This is a genomic window from Pedobacter insulae (genome assembly GCF_900113525.1).
Taxonomy (GTDB): Bacteria; Bacteroidota; Bacteroidia; order Sphingobacteriales; family Sphingobacteriaceae; genus Pedobacter; species Pedobacter insulae.
Genome location: NZ_FOPP01000003.1, coordinates 1 through 17876 on the forward strand (window position 1 = coordinate 1; position 17876 = coordinate 17876).

The 17876-nt window shown below is 41.8% G+C and carries 14 protein-coding genes, 1 tRNA gene and 1 pseudogene; 3 read left to right on the forward strand and 13 right to left on the reverse strand.

Going from position 1 to position 17876, the window contains the following annotated elements; translation table 11 throughout:
* Nucleotides 1-432: 432 nt before the first annotated feature.
* The 11 genes from BM207_RS05255 to BM207_RS05305 form a co-directional block, all read right to left on the reverse strand.
* Complete coding sequence (locus BM207_RS05255; protein ID WP_143095920.1) at nt 433-672, reverse strand: hypothetical protein; 240 nt, start codon at nt 670-672, stop codon at nt 433-435.
* A gap of 86 nt (nt 673-758) precedes the next feature.
* Nucleotides 759-1205, reverse strand: coding sequence for a protein-disulfide reductase DsbD domain-containing protein (locus BM207_RS05260; RefSeq protein ID WP_090992537.1), 447 nt, complete (start codon nt 1203-1205; stop codon nt 759-761).
* 5 nt (nt 1206-1210) lie between these two features.
* Complete coding sequence (locus BM207_RS05265) at nt 1211-1699, reverse strand: hypothetical protein (protein WP_090992538.1); 489 nt, start codon at nt 1697-1699, stop codon at nt 1211-1213.
* 31 nt (nt 1700-1730) lie between these two features.
* Nucleotides 1731-3254, reverse strand: a complete 1524-nt coding sequence (locus tag BM207_RS05270) for a TlpA family protein disulfide reductase (RefSeq protein ID WP_090992539.1) — start codon at nt 3252-3254, stop codon at nt 1731-1733.
* A gap of 211 nt (nt 3255-3465) precedes the next feature.
* A complete protein-coding gene (locus tag BM207_RS05275) occupies nt 3466-4839 on the reverse strand; it encodes a RagB/SusD family nutrient uptake outer membrane protein (protein WP_090992540.1) in 1374 nt (457 codons plus the stop codon).
* 13 nt (nt 4840-4852) lie between these two features.
* Nucleotides 4853-8272, reverse strand: a complete 3420-nt coding sequence (locus BM207_RS05280) for a SusC/RagA family TonB-linked outer membrane protein (protein WP_218155024.1) — start codon at nt 8270-8272, stop codon at nt 4853-4855.
* Between the two features lie 301 nt (nt 8273-8573).
* A complete protein-coding gene (locus BM207_RS05285; RefSeq protein WP_090992542.1) occupies nt 8574-9746 on the reverse strand; it encodes a FecR domain-containing protein in 1173 nt (390 codons plus the stop codon).
* 132 nt (nt 9747-9878) lie between these two features.
* Nucleotides 9879-10514 carry an RNA polymerase sigma-70 factor gene (locus BM207_RS05290; protein ID WP_245768035.1) on the reverse strand — a complete coding sequence of 212 codons (636 nt, stop codon included), beginning with the start codon at nt 10512-10514 and terminating at the stop codon, nt 9879-9881.
* Nucleotides 10515-10579: 65 nt separating this feature from the next.
* On the reverse strand, nt 10580-12670 hold the full coding sequence (mobC, locus tag BM207_RS05295) for a conjugal transfer protein MobC (protein WP_090992543.1): 2091 nt from the start codon (nt 12668-12670) through the stop codon (nt 10580-10582).
* 10 nt (nt 12671-12680) lie between these two features.
* On the reverse strand, nt 12681-13946 hold the full coding sequence (locus BM207_RS05300; protein WP_090992544.1) for a relaxase/mobilization nuclease domain-containing protein: 1266 nt from the start codon (nt 13944-13946) through the stop codon (nt 12681-12683).
* Nucleotides 13931-14338 (reverse strand): mobilization protein, encoded by a 408-nt coding sequence (locus tag BM207_RS05305; RefSeq protein WP_090992545.1) that lies wholly within the window; start codon nt 14336-14338, stop codon nt 13931-13933. Before BM207_RS05305 ends, BM207_RS05300 begins: the two co-directional genes overlap by 16 nt.
* Before the next feature lie 506 nt (nt 14339-14844).
* On the opposite strand from BM207_RS05305, the gene BM207_RS05310 reads away from it, so the two are divergent.
* Nucleotides 14845-15057, forward strand: coding sequence for a hypothetical protein (locus BM207_RS05310; protein WP_143095922.1), 213 nt, complete (start codon nt 14845-14847; stop codon nt 15055-15057).
* A 10-nt stretch (nt 15058-15067) separates the two neighbouring features.
* Nucleotides 15068-15847 (forward strand): annotated as a pseudogene (locus BM207_RS19430) (recombinase family protein); the annotation flags it as partial.
* A 742-nt stretch (nt 15848-16589) separates the two neighbouring features.
* On the opposite strand, the gene BM207_RS05320 reads toward BM207_RS19430, so the two are convergent.
* Nucleotides 16590-16663: transfer RNA gene (locus BM207_RS05320), tRNA-His, on the reverse strand.
* Between the two features lie 174 nt (nt 16664-16837).
* On the opposite strand from BM207_RS05320, the gene rnhA reads away from it, so the two are divergent.
* Nucleotides 16838-17305, forward strand: coding sequence for a ribonuclease HI (rnhA, locus tag BM207_RS05325; RefSeq protein WP_090992547.1), 468 nt, complete (start codon nt 16838-16840; stop codon nt 17303-17305).
* Between the two features lie 45 nt (nt 17306-17350).
* Here rnhA and BM207_RS05330 read toward each other — a convergent pair whose 3' ends face one another.
* Nucleotides 17351-17866: a DUF2911 domain-containing protein gene (locus BM207_RS05330; protein WP_090992548.1), complete on the reverse strand. Its 516-nt coding sequence runs from the start codon at nt 17864-17866 to the stop codon at nt 17351-17353.
* Nucleotides 17867-17876 lie beyond the last annotated feature (10 nt).

Sequence of the window (17876 nt, forward strand, 5' to 3'; positions counted from 1 at the left end):
CCTCTGCTGACTTCTGTAGATACCCAGTGACATCGCTGCCGTGGTTTGGCCGTTCTACCAGCCATACTTACAGATCTCCCAGGGTAAGGATCATTCGCTTTCCGTTCATCTAACCGCTGCATCTACGTATCCACATTTCGTACAGTATGGGGCTTTTGTTTCTTTTGCAACATCGCCCATGTGGCACCGCCTTGGTATGCAGTTCCTGTCCGTCGGTCCAAACTTTTGCCGCCAGCTTCCTTCAGATTCGCAGTCGCCCACGACACCCTTGCTCTTGGCTAATACTTCCTACTGTAAAGGCGTATTCGGGACTTTCACCCTATAGCGCATACCCATGCCTGGCGCACAAAAGGGCAGGCCATATCCATGAAACCATACCCTTATCACTATTAACTAATTTAACCTAATGCATAATTAATCTTCATCAACTTATCATTCCAACTCCATAATCCGCACCTCTCTAGCACCCAACGCCAACAAACGCCCTTTCAACTCAAAAGCCAAATGCCGATCCATCTTGCTAAACCTGACCGAATAGACAAAGTGTCCAGAAGGTTCAAGGTCACGCAACACAGGGGAAGTAGCAAATTCATCCACCAAAACTTCCCGATCCATCACCGCATGAACTTCCAAGTTACCCTTATCAGAAAACCTACTGATCGGGCTACTCACCGAACAAGTAGCTTGGCAAAACCACAAAAGACAAAGCAATGGCTGACTTTTATTCAAATAACCTAAAATTTTCATGTCAACCAGTACTACTTTATTGGAATGCTAAAAGAGATTTCTTCGGGCGGCAAACACTCACTATTTGTACACACCATAAACTCGAGTTCGCCTTTCACCACTGCATTCTTGCCAATAACCTTCACCCTTTGGGAAAACACTACCGAGTTGGAAAAATAGAGCACATCCATATCAAACACCTTTTCGAACTTACGAACAGGCTTGGGCTCAGTAACCTTACCTAGAAGCATAAAGTCCTTGCTCGGTTCAAAACTGAAACTTGTTTTCATTGGGCCGCCCTCGGGTTGCATAGTGGAATATATATGCCAGCTTTTGTCTATCGTCGCTTTAAAATATACTATCGCTTCTTTAGTGTTTACTCGTTTTGCCGCATAGCTCCAAGTCACGGGCTTTTGAAGCTGGGCAGAGGCCACACCAAAAAAGAGTAGACCTATTAGTGTTATAAATATCCTTTTCATTTTTCTTATAATTTATCATAATAACCTACCATATCATAATGGACGTGGGTTCCTTGTTTTAAGCATTTCACCACCTTCAAACTCTTCCCATCTGATTCTAAGGACCACTTTTCTATTACCGTAACAATAACAACATCACTTCTATCTTTCACCTCTTGTGTTATTTCCAAGTTACCACTATCGATCCACTTAGCCTTTGAATGAACCTTTGCTCCAGCTATTTCTGGCAATCTTCGGATGTAGGTTTCCCCAATTAATTGTATAGAGTCGGTAGCAATAGGTTTTTCGGCCAACTTTGAATCCAAGTTAATTTTTGAAATAATTATTTGGGCATCATTCTGTTTAACGGTATATGACTTAGACAGGATAAATTCTGGATTTCCACCCAACTCGCTTTTCAGTTTATTCAACTTGTACTCGCCTGTAAAATTTACTTTTTGGGCATTGACCGAAATACTCAAGCCCAAAATTGCTAATGTTAAAAAGATATTCATACATTTCATTTTTTCTTAAACTAAAATTTAATTATTGAGCTAATGCTTTATCAATCATGGCAATCAATTCCTTTTGATGTGCATCTGCTCTAGGTGCATTGGCATTGACTAGGTTACCCTCCCTGTCGATTAAAACTAATGTTGGATAGCCAGTTATGGCATAGTGTTTTATTAGTTCATGATTATACCCTTTACCATTTGTGTAAAGGTGCACCCCTCCTTTAGAGTTGAACTTACCTATTCCTTCTTTGAACTTTTCAAATGCTGGATCAATCGATATGGAAATGAAAACTACATCTTTCCCCTCAAAATTCTTTTCAACTTCTTCCATTGCCGGAACCATCATTGCACACCCTCCACATCCAAAAAACATAAAATCCAACAGTACCACCTTCCCTTTAAAATCAGATAAATTGACCGTCTGTTTCTTTTCGTTTTTGAGCGAGAACGGAAATGCCTTGGCTCCTGTTTTTTGGTTTATGGCGGCTGAACTGATTAAACTTTGAAGCTCCTTTACATTATCGTCATTTTGATCTCTTTCAGCTATAAACTTATTTGCACTTGAAACAAGAGAATCGGAAATGCCTTTCATTCCGATTAGGTTTCGAAAATACCCGTATACTAATTGGTTGGCGAAATTTGATGTTTTATAGTAATTGGATATAATAGAAGGAACTAAGTTAAAATCCTTCCATAAAATATAGTTGTCATTAAGGCCTCTGTCCAAGCTGTATGAGACAAGAGCTCTATTGATGAAAAAGCTATCCCAACTGTTAAAATTAATAAGGTAAGACGCCATCTTTTCGGCAGGAAACGACTGCTCCAACTTTCGAATTTGTTTAACATACTTTGGATCTTCGAGAGGCTGCTTCCCGCTACCAAAAGGAACATAATGAATAAATCCAATACAATGGGCTTTGAAAGCTTTGACAAACCTTTCACTTACTTTTCCTTGGAAAACTTTCTCTAAGCTATCTATTGCACGAAGCAATCTTAAATCATATTCGGTCCGGTCAAATTGATCAGTATAGCTTTTGAACCGACCATACTGGTCGAGAGTTGGATTGGAAACTTTAAATGGCGCAATTGCGCGCTCTTGGAACTCACCGTATTTTCTAATAAATGTGGACTTTGAGCTTCCTTTTCCTTTGAAGATAAAACCATTATCTATGTTTGATTTAGAGCTAGGAATCGAGATGGTTAAATCATCTTCTGGCTCTAACCATATAGCTCTGTTAATTAAGCCACGCCGCAACGTGGGAAATAAGTCTCCTCCAACGCTTATATCAAGGCTAGACACTTGATCTAGCAGGACACTCAATTTTATTTTTCCATTATCTGGCTTAAATGTGAAAACCTGTTGCTCGTTATTAAGTTTCGATTTAAATATGGGTGATACTGTTAACGTCACCTGTTCTTTTGTTGGATACAACAGCTCAATGGTTACAGTAGTTTCCTTTAAGGCTTTCTGTTTTGAGGTACCTTGGCCATAAATATTAAAAGATGATAACAGAGTAAGGAATAGGACAGTTATATATGTCAATTTTTGTTTCATTGGATATCGGATTTTGTTTGAATAACCTTATTTTTAAAGCTTTGTTAATTAATGTAGTAAACATCCGTTTTTTTAGCTTGTAAATACAGATAGTAAGACTCAATTGCTATGAAGTGTCAAAGTAGCCTCATGATTAGATTCAACCATAGGTCTGCAATTAAAAATTGTGTGTTGATCCCTTGGCTAAGGGTCTAATAGCAAATACAGCCTTTTATCTCGGATTTTGTGGGATGCCGTTTTGACGAATAATGTAATTAGGTATGGGCAATGTATAGCGGGTGTCACCTTTTAGCAACTTATATTCAACGCCATCTATCTTGCGTGAAATGAAACCTGGGGCTTCGGCGGTCTGACTAAGACGTCTTATATCAGACCATCTCAAGCCTCGTCTTAAAAGCTCCTTTTGACGTTCTGCCAATACGATACTCAATACTTGTGCGTCAGGAGCTACTATCGGTGTAAATGTCCCAGTTTTAAACCGCTTCTCTAAAATTCTGTTAACATCTGTAAGTGCTGCCGAGGGATTGTTCAAACGTGCATTTGCTTCGGCACGAATTAAAAAAACCTCTGTAGTAGACAAGCCGGTAAAGAGGTCGATATTGGCAGAATAACTTCCCTTGTAAGCATTAGTGCCATTTTCTCCAGAACCCATATTCATAAACCAAGCTGTCTTGCGTAAGTCATTGTTATCATATTGATTATATACGTCATTCTGCATACGCGAGTAGACAAGAATAAAAGCACGGTGATTCCTTTGGCTTGCTATAGAGTATTGAAGAATTTCAGGATTATTTTGAGGTGCGGGCATTACAAAAAAGCTTCCAAAATTGAGCGTGTTGAAGTTCAGTATATCACTTTTTAGAGCTAAACTGGAATTGGCATACTTGAGTGCATTTTGAAAATCCCCCCTTACCAAGCTTACTCTAGCTAGCAAGGCGAAAGCTGATACCTTTGAAGGACTGGTTATCATAGTTGGTAAATCTGTCAACAGGCTACTTGCCGAAATCAAATCGTTGTCAATCAGATCATAAGTCTCTTGCAAAGTAGCCCTAGTCACTGGTTCAGCCATGTCCGCTGTCTTACGGATGACAATGCCTAGATCGGAACTCGCATTATTGGAATATGGCTTGCAAAAAGTCTGTGCAAGAAAATACATGCTCTTGGCACGAAGAAATTGGGCCGAGCCTTTTACATCGTTCCACTCTGATTGTTGAGCTGAAGTTGGTGGAATTTTGGCAATCTGGTCCAACACAATGTTGGCCAAAGCTATTTGCTTATAGGCTAGATCCCAATCTTCGATCAACCTATCCTCTGGATAAACAGTATTGCTCCACAAGTACAAATTTCTTTCAATTGGTTCAAGTGTCGAGAATATAGTATTTGGAACGTAATAATCATCACCTGACAATTCCATCAGATTGACATTATCCATCATGATGTTATCGTCGTCACTCAACAAAAGCCTGAGATCATTTAGCGTTTGAGGTACAATCAGTTTAATATCTCTTTTTTTCTCCAACCAATCTTTCTTACAGGAGAAAAATATCATGGAGATTGCTATCAGTAGTATATATAATCTTTTCATTTTTTAGCTTAACTTAAAATTTAACACTAGCTCCGAATGCGAAAGTTCGCTGTTGATTTGACCCTGGTGAATCAGGATCAATTGGGGTGTCGGCAGCCTTCCATAGTATCCCCACATTATTAACAAAACCGTAAAGCTGTATCTGTTTAAGCTTTGCTCTGCTCAATATATTTTGCGGCAAATCATAAGAAATGCGAATATCCTGAAGGCGGATATTGTCAGCTTTTTTTACTAGTACGGATGAAGTTGCGTAATAACCATCACGGTTAGCATCTGAAGGGTAAATCTCCGAAGGCACATTAGTTATCAACTCATCACCAGGTTGACGCCATCTCTTTGCGTAGTCTGCATGTCCCGTATAATTTAAATAAAGCTGGTTATAATTTATTGACCTCTCACGGAAATAATATCCTCCGCGGTATAACAAATTCAAAGACAAGCTTATACGTTTGAACTCTATCGTATTTCTAAATCCACCTAATATTTCTGGTGTAGCACGTCCGTGATATGTTAGATATTCGAGTCCAAGTCCCATGATATCCTTATAATCCACAGCTTTTCCCTGATATAAAAATTGCGGAGATCCAGTTGCAGGATTTAAACCGGCATATGGACGGCTGTACATCCCAAAAAGTGGGCGACCAACGACAGGGGCATAAAAATTAGAATTGTGGGAGATACTTGCATCAGATAAGATATAAGTTATGATTGGATCAAGCTTATACTCTGTAACCTTGTCTGTAATCTGACTTAGAAACAAGCTTGTCTCCCATTTAACCATTCCTTCAGTATTAATTGTATTCAATTCAAAGTCCCAGCCTTTTCCTTTCATGTTCGCAATATTTCCACGAAAAACAGGAAAACCAAGTGTTGGATCTAGAGGTCCGTTGCCAATTAAATCAATTCCTTTTTTTGAATAATATTCAATTTTTCCAGTCACGCGATCTGCAAATATTCCAAAATCGAGTCCTAGATTCGTTGTGGCAGTCTTTTCCCATCTTAAATCAGGATTGGGAGGGTTGATAATTCGGGCAGCAAATGATTGAGAAAAACTGGTTTGAGCAAATCTTGCTGTCGTAAATGCCGTTGTATTCTGATCTACGTTTCCGTTATAGCCATAGGTCGCTCTAAAATCAAAAGCTGATATTAATCTATCGTTCTTAAACAAGTCTTCTTTGACATTCCATTTCAGACCTGCTGACCAAAGGGGAGCTGAACGCTGATTTGATCTTACGCCAAACAAATTGGACTGGTCAATTCTACCGCTTGCAGACAAGGTATATTTATTGTTGAAAGTGTAGGCCATGTTTGCAAAATAAGACCGATATCGGTCAACTGTTCCGCTCATACCGTAAACGTTTGGTATATTACCAAAACCACTATTTGGATAAAGCGCATATAGACCTACAAAATCAACAGGAATGAAACTGCCATGTTGCTCGTTATATCCATATTGTCTGCTTGAATAACCAATAGCACTTGTTTCTCGAATTTCAAAACCGCCAAGACTATTAATACGATGTTTATTGCGATATATTTTGTCAAAATTTAACTGGAACCTGCCATTATGTCCCGTTAATTCATTTTGAGAAGCATCACGTATTCCGCCAAGCGGAATGTTTCTTTTGGTCACTATATTTCCAATTATCACAGAATATTTGTTAACCAAATCTCGTGTAATGTAAGAATCTTCTTGAAAAAGTTTGACTATATCACTCGATTGCAATTCATATTGATATTTAAGGTCTGCCCTTAGCCCATCAAATATCTTATAGGAAGCTCCAAATGCGGCAGTGAGATTGTCTTGGCCAATTGTATTTGATTGACGCCCTAATTCCTGAATGGGATTGTAAGTCCAATCTAACAGTCCCCTAGAAAGCATCAATTGCTGGAACTCTGGCGTATAGTTAAAGGGTATAGCCACCGGATTGCCATTATCATCCGTCAATCGTGTATATCTGTCCAAACTAAAAGAAAAATCACTTTCATTATTTTTTATCACACTATTAGATTTTGTGTAAACCAACCTTGCGTCTAATGATAAGTTCGACGTTATTTTAAAAGTATTGCTCATATTCAGTGAAAGACGATCTCCATCATTGCCAACTTTAGATAGCAAGTTTTTATCATACCCCGCAGACACGAAATAAGTGTGCCTTTCTGCTCCTCCGGAAAAATTCAGCGCATATTGCTGAGTAACTGGTTTCTGGTAAAAATATTTTTCTAGATCACTTCTTACATCATGTCCCCTTAAGGCATCTATCTGGCTGTTCGCTTGTTGCTCGGTAATTTCACCCTTACGCTGTCTATTTAAAATTGCGACTACAGGGCTTAAAGCGAGATTCAGATCACTATTAATCCTTGGATCATAATATCCTTTTTGAAAGAGGCTTTTTTGCACATTTATCATGTCGTCAACCGAGATTAGCGGTTGATAAAATAAATCTGGCTTTTCACCAACAGTCACATTTGAATTGAAGTGCATATTCAACGGACTATTAGTTTTACCTTTCTTTGTGTTAATTACAATCACGCCGTTTCCAGCCCGCACGCCCCAAATGGATGCAGCCGCTGCATCTCTTAAAATAGTAATATCTTGTATATCATTAGGATTTATGGTACTGATATCACCATTGTAAGGGAAGTTGTCAACCACAATAAGAGGTTGGTCATTTGCAAAAATCGTATTGGTACCTCTTATATTTAGGTAAGTTTTACCTTCGGTATTGCGTTGGTCAATCAACAATCCTGGCGTAATGCCTCTAAGACGGCTATAGATATCCGAACCTACGTTTCGTTCCAGTTCTTTCTCTCCTAATTGTACGAAACTTCCTGTAGCTCTCTCCTTTGGCAGAGTTTGATAACCAGTACTCAAAACCGCTACTTCTTCAAGTTTTGCAGTACCCATCTTTAAGCTTATATTCAACACACCAGCTGCCTTTAGCTCCTTACTCTCATACCCAATAAAGCTCACTTCCAAAATGGCATCGTCAGCAACGGATTTTAAAGTAAATTTCCCCTCAGCATCTGCAACTGTACTTCTTGAAGTGCCTTTTATTTTGATATTCGCTCCAGCCAGTGGTGCGCCAGACTCATCCGTAACCTTACCTGTGACATCAATCTCCTGAAACCGAGAAATCAAACTTTCCAAAATCGAAGTCTCCTTCCGTTTGATAATCACCAGCTTATCTTTGATCTCATAGCTTAGCGGATGACCAGCCATCACATCCTTCAACGCTTCCTCGATAGAAACATTCGTCACCTTGATACTGCCCTTCAGCTCCGGAGTAACCACACGGCCATCAAAATAGAAATTGTAACCGCTCTGTTTCCTGATCTTTTTGAACAGGGATTCCAGGCTTACATTCTGCTCATTCAGGGTAATGTTCTGGCCAAAAGTGGCCGCACTAACCTGAACAAGGGATGCTATCAATAATACGGTGGTTAATCGCATAACAAGCAGTAGTTTATGGCATAGCCCAGGGGATATACCTAGTTTTTTGGTAAATTTTTTATACATTCGTTTAGTTTGGTTTTGCAGTTTGCCTGTCCTCGTCGAAAAGTTCGGCACACTGCGGTAAAACAGTTGATTTATTTAATTGTCTCCAAACGCAGACCAGGGGTGCTTCACTTCTGGTTTTGCTTTTTTATCGATTCCTCTCTGTTGCCTTTTTATCTCCTTTGATTTAGTTTATACCCTGTTAATTCATATTTATTTATCATAGGAGATGATTTTATTTTAATACATACAATTTTCTGCCTTCCAGCCTGAATTTAACCTGTTTTGATCGCTGTATACCGTCGAGTATTACAGAAAGCTTCACGTCTCTTGAAATCCAGCCACCCGAAATCATGTTTTCCGGTACCGAGCCGTCATAGACCACTTCGATGTCATACCAGCGGGCAATCTTGCGCATCGCCTCACGGAAAGGCAAGCGCTGCAAATTGAATTCGCCCTCTTTCCAGTCCACGATATTGTCCAGGTTGACCTTGGCCACCCTAAAATCCGATCCGTTGTTACTCAACTGTTCGCCCGGAACAATCATGCGTTCACGGTTGCCAGCACTCACCTTCACACTGCCTTCCACCAAAGTCGTCGCTATAGCAGCTTCATCCTGATAACTATTGATATTGAACTGTGTACCCAATACCTCTACTTCCTGCTTACTAGTTTTCACAATAAAAGGATGTGCTTTATCCTTAGCTACTTCAAAATAACCCTCACCAGAAAGTTCTACACGCCTGTCTTTCAGTTTTGCAAAAGAAGCCGGATATGTTAAAGAGGAAGCCGCATTCAACCAAACGGCAGACCCATCCGGCAAACGCACCTTATAGGTCTCGCCGTTACCGGTTGATAAAACATTGATCTTATCGGAGGCGTCACTTTGTGCCAACACTTCGTACACCAATTGTCCATCGGCAGATTTGGTGATGACTACGCCAGCCTCTTTAGCCAGCTCTCCATTTACCGCATCGGTCAGCCTGATTTTTTTGCCATTGGCCAAAGTCAGTGTTGCACTCTGTTTTCCCGGCGCCACATCATTCGCCACCGCAACCTGCTCGGTTGAATCTTGCTGATTTCCCTGGTAGAACCAGATACCCGCAGACACGATGATGGTCGCCACCGCCGCTGCAATACCAATTCGTGGCCACATTTTTACTTTCTTAGGCTCAGTAGTTATTTGTTCTTTGTCGAATATTTTATCCAACAGGCGAAGACGGCCCAATTCATCCATATCGCTAAGCGCCGACTGGTTCTCAAAAGCCGCGCCTAAGAGGTCATTGATCTCCTTGTGAAAACCAGGATCTTCGGCATAGTCCAGAAACTCCTGCCGTTCGGCTTCGGTCAACTGTCCATCCATATATTTATGAAACAATTCTGAGACCCGGGGATGTGTATTTTGCATGTGTCAAAATTTAGCTTAATCTTAAGGTTAATTTAACCTTGATTTCTAATAATGACACAAAACCCGCAACCTCGGGTAGTCAAATGGGATAGAAAAATGCAGAATATTCACAATCGGCTGTAAATGAGTGAATTATTTTAACATCCAGACCAATAAAACGGGATAAGCAACGGAATTTTTTGCAAAATGTTCCCTGATCGCAGCCAAAGCCAGCTTCATGTGGTAATGTACAGTTGCGGGCGAAACGTTCATGCGCTCGGCAGCCTCCTCGTATTTAAGGCCATCGGTATGGCATAGGGTGTAAACGATTTTCTGCTGCTCGGGCAACTTGTCAAGCGCTTGGTTGAGTACCCTGACCGTCTCCCGGTAATCCAGCAGGTTTTCTGTATCAAAATCCTGATCGGAAACCGAAAGGCGTATATCCTGGTTCACCCGTCTTGCCTGGGCTTCCTGTCTGATCAGGTTGAAGGCGTGGTTGCGAACCAGCCTGTTCAAATACGCACCGAAACTTTCCAGACTGGTCAGCCGTTCCCGGCCAAACCATATTTTTAAAAAAATATCCTGTACGATCTCCTCGGCCAGTTCATCTGAATGGGTAAGCTTACGGCCAAAAGAATATACATATTTGCGGTAATAATCGAAAATGGTGCAAAAGGCATGCTGATCCCCCTTGGCAATTTTTGCCAGCAGCAATTTTTCATTATCCAGGGGTTTTATTGCCATTTTTTTATGATCCGCTTCCTTTAAAAATACGAAAAAGAAGGCCAATAATAAAGAATATTTAACACATTATTTGCATACTGTAAGATTCCGCTTTTAATTCCGTTCTTGCCTCACATGGAAATGGTCTGCTCATTATCAGCAGGTTTGGCTTTTACTTTTCTCCCTTTCTGTACGGGTTTCCTAGTTGCCCGAGGTTTCATTTCTCTCGTTTTTTTAGTGGTGGCTGTTTCTGCTTGTTTCTTCCTGGCTTCTGCTTTCTGGCTGATTTCCGCAAGTCCTGCTTTCACCAATTCCGCTACTTCCTTTTTGATCTTGGCGTAATTTTCTTCAACGTCCTGCGAGGTAACCTTAGCAATCTGAGGGATGGGTTTATAACGCTGTTCTTCACGTTTCAAGGCCTCATGATCATTTTGAATGGCCGAATGGAACATCTTCAGTTCGATCTTTTGCTCCGGGTTATCCGCCACCATTCCGACAAACTCGCCCGAGGACAGCGAAGCGATCTTACTCCCCGGTATGGCGAAATCCATTTGCGTAGATTTGGAAATGGAAGTGTCCGAGCTGCTGATGCTCCGGCTTTCCTTATCCTGCATGATTTTACCGAACGTTTCGCTCAGGTGCTTTGCCGTATCCCCTGTCACCTGACCACTGATCACATTGCCTACGATCCCGGTAATTACATCTGCCTGCTCTTTCCCATAATCTTTGCGCAATTGACTAAAGTCCTGTACCGCCAAAGTGGTGGCTACCTTATTACTTCTTGCCGTAGCGATCAGGCTATCCATGTTGTTAAAATAGATCGTGGGAAACTCATCAAACACCAGACTGCTTTTCTGCATTCCATTCCGGTTGACCAGTTTGATCATCCTTGAAATATAAAGCGAAAGTACCGCGCCATAGGTTTGCAGCTTCTGCGGATTGTTACCCACACAAACGATCTTCGGGGCTTTGGGATTATTGATGTCCAGTGTAAAATCATTTCCACTAAGGACATAATACAAAGACGGGGAAGCGAGCCTGGCCAATCCGATCTTTGCAGAGGCAATCTGACCTTCCAGCTGCGCCTGCGCATTGTTCTGCCAGGCCGAAATAAAGGGATTGATCAGCACCCTGATTTCCTCCTGCATTTCCAATATGGCGAATAAATGGTCATAATTTACCTGCATCAGCTCAATGACATGCGGCAAGGTACAATACCTGCCATTCTCATACTTTCTCAGGTACCAGATAATGGCCGTTAAGAAGTTGATCGGCGACTCCACAAAAAAATCGCCCTGCTTTTTGATCCAGTCCCTGTTCAAACCCATCATGATCGTTCGGCTGGCCTCCGTGGCATCGGTCAGATCTTCCATACCCTCTGGATCAAGCGGATTACAGCGGTGCGTCCGGTTCAGGTCGTCAAAATTGATCAGGTAAAATGAAGGTCTGATTTTATAGCTGCCTCGGTACTGCAAAAGCTTATTGTACGCAATGACCGAGAGATCATCATACTTAAAGTCATACAAAAACATCGTAAAGCCCTTTTTGATATGCTGGTCAATTATGTGCCGGATCACAAAATAGGATTTACCAGCACCAGGGGTCCCGGCCACCAGTAAGCCCCTAAAGGGATTGATCACATTGATCCAGCTGTCCCTGGTCTTGCCCTTTAGACGGTACTTTGCCGGAAGGTTAACCGAATATTCATTTTCCAGTAAGCGCTCTTCCTGCGGAAAAGTCTCATTGTCGGAATTGAATACGTCTTTCGCCAGACCGTTTTTTATCAGCCTTGACAACCGCGTACCTCCTGCAAGAATGAGCAGGTAGCCGGTAAGCGACAATGTTATGTATCCTGCTGCCACCATAAGTTTGTCACCATGCAGGTAAAACATGAGGGGACTGATCAGGTACACCACGAGTCCGAAGGTTAGGTAGGCAACTATGCTGTTCTTTTGGATTTTCTCGTCCTTTCTTCCTTTGGCGCCGACCAGTGAAATGCACAGCAGCAGCAGTGCGGCCAGCTTTGCCGGCCACATGCCCCGAAACAATCCGGTCTTGGAAATATTTACGATGATCTTATCGATAAGGTATGCTGTCAAATCAAAGGCTGCGAATGCCTGGTAGCAACTGATGTAAAAGTGGACAGCCAATATCATCAGGCTCAATAGCCTGGTAAAATCAATGATCTTACGCAAGCCCTGCGTATCTTCTCCTGTATTCATGTTGTCTTTTTTATAAGGTTAACTGCTGTTGTTGTTTTTTCTTTTTCCTGCGTTTAGGCATCCCGGTTCCATAATCCGGTTTAGTCTGCGCTAAAGCCATTTCAAGGAAGCTGGCCGATTGGGTGTTATCGGTAGATGCTTGTTTAGCCGTGTTGGGTTTTGGCTCAAACCTTCTAGCCATTCTATGCTGCCTGGTTGCCAATGTTGAAATATCCCTGGTTTGATCAGCGAAACGTTCGGACAAACCTTTTGCACTATAAGCCTTGCCCAGATCGGAACCATTGAACACACAATGGTTTTTATGATCAACGAAAGTCACCCCGAATACCTGCCCGTTCTCATTCTGCCGAAACAGTGTTTCAATTCCCTGCTTTCTCACCTCCGCTACAAACCTGCTTTGAGCAATCCCGTTAAAGGATTGAAATACGCCGTCAATCCGGCCTTTAATGTATTCCTTGTGCTGCTTACGCCTGGTGTTATTCTGCTCAAATTTTTGTTCAAGGTTACGAAGCGTGGGTTTGACATAAAATGAACTGGCCTTCACCGGAACACCGACCGGCCGGCCCTCGCAATTGAGAACCGAATACATCAATCCTTTTTTAGCAAACATGGCGGTATGTTCCTCTCCACGAAGCGCTACCACGTTAAAGGATCTTAGCGCCGCGTTTAGCTCGGCCAGTGAGGTATAGGCGTAATCTCTGGTTACCGCGGTGATGACATTGCTGATTGCCCTTTTGGTCGGTAGTCGCCCATACCTGGCCTTTTCCAAGTCCACCTTTTTTATTGCAGGATTGTGTTTGACCTCCTTACTTTCAGCCTTCACCAGTTTAAACTCTTCTTCGATTGCTTTTCTTGCCGGCTCGGACAATTTGCGCCCGATATCGTGCAGGTCAATGCGCTTGCCCTGCGGGGTAATGTTCGTGGAAACAATGTGTACGTGGGTATGCGAGGCATCATGATGGCGGTAGACCAGAAAAGGCTGGTCACCAAATCCGATTTCGTCCATATACCTGCTTGCAATATGCTGTAATTTCAAATTGCTGAGCGTTTCGCTGGAATGAAAATTCAGGGAAACGTGCAGGGCATTGGTCTTGACGTTCGGCTTGAGTTGCAAGAGGTAGTTAAATCGGTTGAGCTTTTGATTAAAGTTCATTTGCTCAATGTCTCCTGCAAAACCGCTGGCCAATATCAGGTTTGCTTCACCATCTTCCATCTTGTTCTCATTGTAATAGAGCATGGCCCGGAGGCTCTTTCCTGTACTTATTTTTGCAACCATTTCTCTGCGAGTTGAGCAACAATAACTAGCAACCTATCAACTTTTCCGTCAACGTGCTTGTACAGGTCTGCGGTCTGCAAAGCAAGATAGCTACGTTCGTTCTGTGCCTTCGATCCGTTAAAACTCCGTGTTACCTGATTAATGTTAATGCCAATGGATTTCAGTTCCTTACGGATCATCGCCAGTTCTTCCATTGTGGGATTCATCGAAGCATCTTCCTGATACAGTTTGATCTTTTGATTGGTCAGTATTTTCCGGCAGACTTCGGCAATAGAGGGACTACGTGTTTCCCTTCGCAATTTCTCCAGCTTTTTAAACAGCTTTTCCGGAACGCGGATAATGATATTATGGCTCAGCAAATCTTCGCTGTTGGCCAGTTTTCTCCTAGACATAAGCTACACTTTTTAGATGCTTTTAGCAGCACGAGTTCCGAGTGATGCCCCGGCCTGTAGGACGGCAAAGATTTTTTGCGCATGCAAAAATACATCTTTGCCTAGACCACGCGGGCTACAAAACAAAGCTCCTTACCGACTGCTAATGAACATCGGATAATGGATGAATGAACGGTTGGTAAATCAGTTAGACAAAAGCTTTTCCGGGCACCTTGATAATTGCCAGGACGATCGCATTTCGAAGTCGTTGCTTGATCGTTCGCCTAGGTGAAACGTGAACCTTTTTTAATTTGAGGTAAGGCGTTCCATTAAATTTCCTGCCTTTTACTTTTGGGTCTTTACCGTAATTCATAAGATTGATTTTTTGTTACGGCTCAAAGGTGAAAAGCCAAAAAATCAGTTTATGCCTAGTAGGTATAAATAAATAATCAGGATAAAATATTTATACCTACTAGGGTAAAAGAAATTTGCAGATGCCCCATGTTTGCAGGATAAACAGAAAGCCTATGTTACCACAATACAGGAACGAAAAGTTCACCTTGACACCCGTTAAAGCGCAGCGAATACTGGCAGAACACGACACGCATATCAGCCTAGAAGATGCAGAAATTATGTTGGAATTATTGCGAAAATTAAGTAAATTGTCTGTGAGTGAAACGCTTAAACACGTGATCGCTCTTCAGAAAGAAGCCCCGGAAGGGGAAATTGTTAAACCTTAATTTATTGCCTATGCAGGTAGCAGATTTGTATGTCCGTGTGAGTACGGACGAGCAGACCAAGGGCTATTCGCCCCGAAGTCAGGAGGCAGTATTACGACAATACTGCCAGTTAAGAAACATTCAGGTACGACAGGTTTTTGTGGAGGATTATACCGCAAAACATTTCAACCGGCCGGAGTGGCGAAAGATCATGATCATTTTGCGAAAACAGCGAAACAAGACCGATCTGTTATTATTCACCAAATGGGACAGGTTCAGCAGGAACACCTCGGATGCCTATCAGATGATCGACGCATTGAAAAGACTGGGTGTTGAGCCACAGGCGGTTGAGCAGCCCTTGGATCTTACTGTTCCAGAAAACAAGATGATGCTGGCCATCTATCTGACCGCGCCAGAAATTGAAAATGACAGGCGTGGATTAAACACAAAAGCGGGCATCCGTCAGGCTAAAAAAGAAGGCCGGTACATGGGAAAAGCGCCAAGGGGTTACATTAACAAAGCCTATGAAGATGGCAGGCGTTACATCACCATACATGAGCCTGATGCATCCACCATGCGCTGGGTATTCAATGAAATGGGAGAAGGCCTCTATTCCGCAGAATCCATTTGGCGGCAGATCAACAAAAAAGGGTTTAAGATTGATAAAAATACCTTTTTACTAAATCTGCGTAATCCGGTCTACTGTGGCAAGATCAAAGTTGCGGCGCACAATGACGAGCCTGCCCATCTGGTTCAGGGTTTGCATGAACCACTCATTTCAGAATCACTGTTCTGTAAGGTACAGGACATCATGGACAGCAGGTCAAAAATTCTTAAAGGAATGGCGATCGCGACGCCTAAAGATTTGCCATTGCGCAATTTTATAAGGTGCAATCGCTGCCCAAGGATGCTGACCGGAAGCGCGTCGAAAGGCAAAACAACCTATCGGGTATATTATCATTGCCGATCATCCTGCGGCGTTCGTTATAGGGCAGAGGATGTAAACAATGCCTTTACGGATGAACTGACTACATTCATCCCTCGTCCAGGTTATCCTGAATTATTTATAGCAAGCATTGCCGAAGCGCATAACAATCAGTATCGGGCAATCAAAGAGGAACGGGATGAGCTAATCACCCAAATCACTAGTGCTAACCGAAAAATTGACGCGGCAAGGGAACTAATGCTTTTAAATGAACTGGAACCTAATGAATACCGCAAGATCAAAGAAGAGAATAGTTCGATAACTGCACGTTTGGAGATGCGGCTAAACGAAGTAAACGTGCAGAAGTCGACGCAAGTAAACATCAAAAAGCTGGCTGAAATGGCCATTATGGCACTTTGTGAGGTAGATGTCTTATACGAGATTGCCACTACAGAGGCCAAAAGATACCTAGTAGGTACTTTGTTCCCAGACAAAATTACGTATGCGGAGGGTGCCTGTCGAACTCTGTTACTCAACAGAGCAGCGGAGTTAATATACCTGGAAAACAAGGCTTTACGGGCAAAAAAAATGGGGCAAAAACCTCTTAAAAAGTCTTTGCCCCATACAGGGTGGCTGATGGGGCTCGAACCCACGACCCTCGGCACCACAAACCAATACTCTAACCAACTGAGCTACAACCACCGTGTTTTTTAGTGCTACAAAAGTACGATTTAAAATATTCAATTCAAATATTTTTGAAAATAGTATATCATTTCACTTGTAAATAATTAAAATACAAGGCGTTTAAATTTATAAAATGATTTGAATTTTCAATTTGTGAGTATTTGCTTTAAAAAGCTAGCTTTGCATTACTTTATGATTCAAATTTATACAGATGGTGCCGCAAGTGGCAATCCGGGCCCTGGGGGATATGGGGTAATTTTACGCTCAGGTAACCACTACAAAGAATTAAGTGGTGGCTTTAGGTTAACTACCAACAATCGTATGGAACTTTTAGCAGTGATTGAAGGTCTAAAAGCCATTAAAAAGCCTGGCGCACAGGTTACAATCTACTCCGATTCTAAATATGTTGTTGATTCAATAGAAAAAGGGTGGGTGTTTGGATGGGTTAAAAAAGCGTTTAAAGACAAGAAAAATAAAGACCTGTGGTTACAGTACCTCGATCAACATAAACTCCATCAAATTAAATTCATATGGATCAAAGGACACAACGATCACCCAGAAAATGAACGCTGTGATCGCCTGGCGGTAGCAGCCTCACAAAACAGAGCAGAATTAGGTATTGACGAATTCTTCGAAGCAGAACGCAGAAACAACGCATAAAAAAAGCCACGCAATCTGCATGGCTAATTCATTATCTTTAATTACTTATTTTACCGCTACAGGAACTGATACTTTGTCCCACTCTAAAACGAAACCGCTTTTAGAAATTTTATATACTAATTTCTCTTGTTTATCTGCAAGCGCTTTAACTTTAACATCAGTTCTTAACACATCTTTTTCTTGATTATATTTAAAAGCGCCCCATTGTTTAGCTTCGCTATTAAATATCGCTGTCCAAGTACCTGACTCTCTCGGGATTAAAAAGAAACTATATTTACCTGCTGGCAAAGTTTTACCTCCTATTTTAATATCTTTATCTGTCTCGAAAGTAGTAGCATCGTTAGCACCAGCTCTCCAAACTTTATCGAAAGGTTCTAAACCTCCCCAAATTTTACGATCTTTTACCGAAGGACTACTGTAATTAATGGTAATAGTCGCATCTTTTATTTTACCAGTTGCAGTTGCTGCCGGACTAGGTTTTGGCTTGGCTTCCTGTGCTTGTGCAGTAATTGAAACGCATGCTACAAAAAGCACAGCGATTGATTTAAGAATTGCTTTCATAATGGATTTA

What these genes read in the sequence shown, in the direction of transcription:
- BM207_RS05260 (WP_090992537.1), bottom strand. Translation starts at nt 1,205, where the DNA reads ATGAAAAGGATATTTATAACACTAATAGGTCTACTCTTTTTTGGTGTG.
- BM207_RS05265 (WP_090992538.1), bottom strand. Translation starts at nt 1,699, where the DNA reads ATGAATATCTTTTTAACATTAGCAATTTTGGGCTTGAGTATTTCGGTC.
- BM207_RS05270 (WP_090992539.1), bottom strand. Translation starts at nt 3,254, where the DNA reads ATGAAACAAAAATTGACATATATAACTGTCCTATTCCTTACTCTGTTA.
- BM207_RS05275 (WP_090992540.1), bottom strand. Translation starts at nt 4,839, where the DNA reads ATGAAAAGATTATATATACTACTGATAGCAATCTCCATGATATTTTTC.
- BM207_RS05285 (WP_090992542.1), bottom strand. Translation starts at nt 9,746, where the DNA reads ATGCAAAATACACATCCCCGGGTCTCAGAATTGTTTCATAAATATATG.
- mobC (WP_090992543.1), bottom strand. Translation starts at nt 12,670, where the DNA reads ATGAATACAGGAGAAGATACGCAGGGCTTGCGTAAGATCATTGATTTT.
- BM207_RS05300 (WP_090992544.1), bottom strand. Translation starts at nt 13,946, where the DNA reads ATGGTTGCAAAAATAAGTACAGGAAAGAGCCTCCGGGCCATGCTCTAT.
- BM207_RS05305 (WP_090992545.1), bottom strand. Translation starts at nt 14,338, where the DNA reads ATGTCTAGGAGAAAACTGGCCAACAGCGAAGATTTGCTGAGCCATAAT.
- BM207_RS05310 (WP_143095922.1), top strand. Translation starts at nt 14,845, where the DNA reads ATGTTACCACAATACAGGAACGAAAAGTTCACCTTGACACCCGTTAAA.
- rnhA (WP_090992547.1), top strand. Translation starts at nt 16,838, where the DNA reads ATGATTCAAATTTATACAGATGGTGCCGCAAGTGGCAATCCGGGCCCT.
- BM207_RS05330 (WP_090992548.1), bottom strand. Translation starts at nt 17,866, where the DNA reads ATGAAAGCAATTCTTAAATCAATCGCTGTGCTTTTTGTAGCATGCGTT.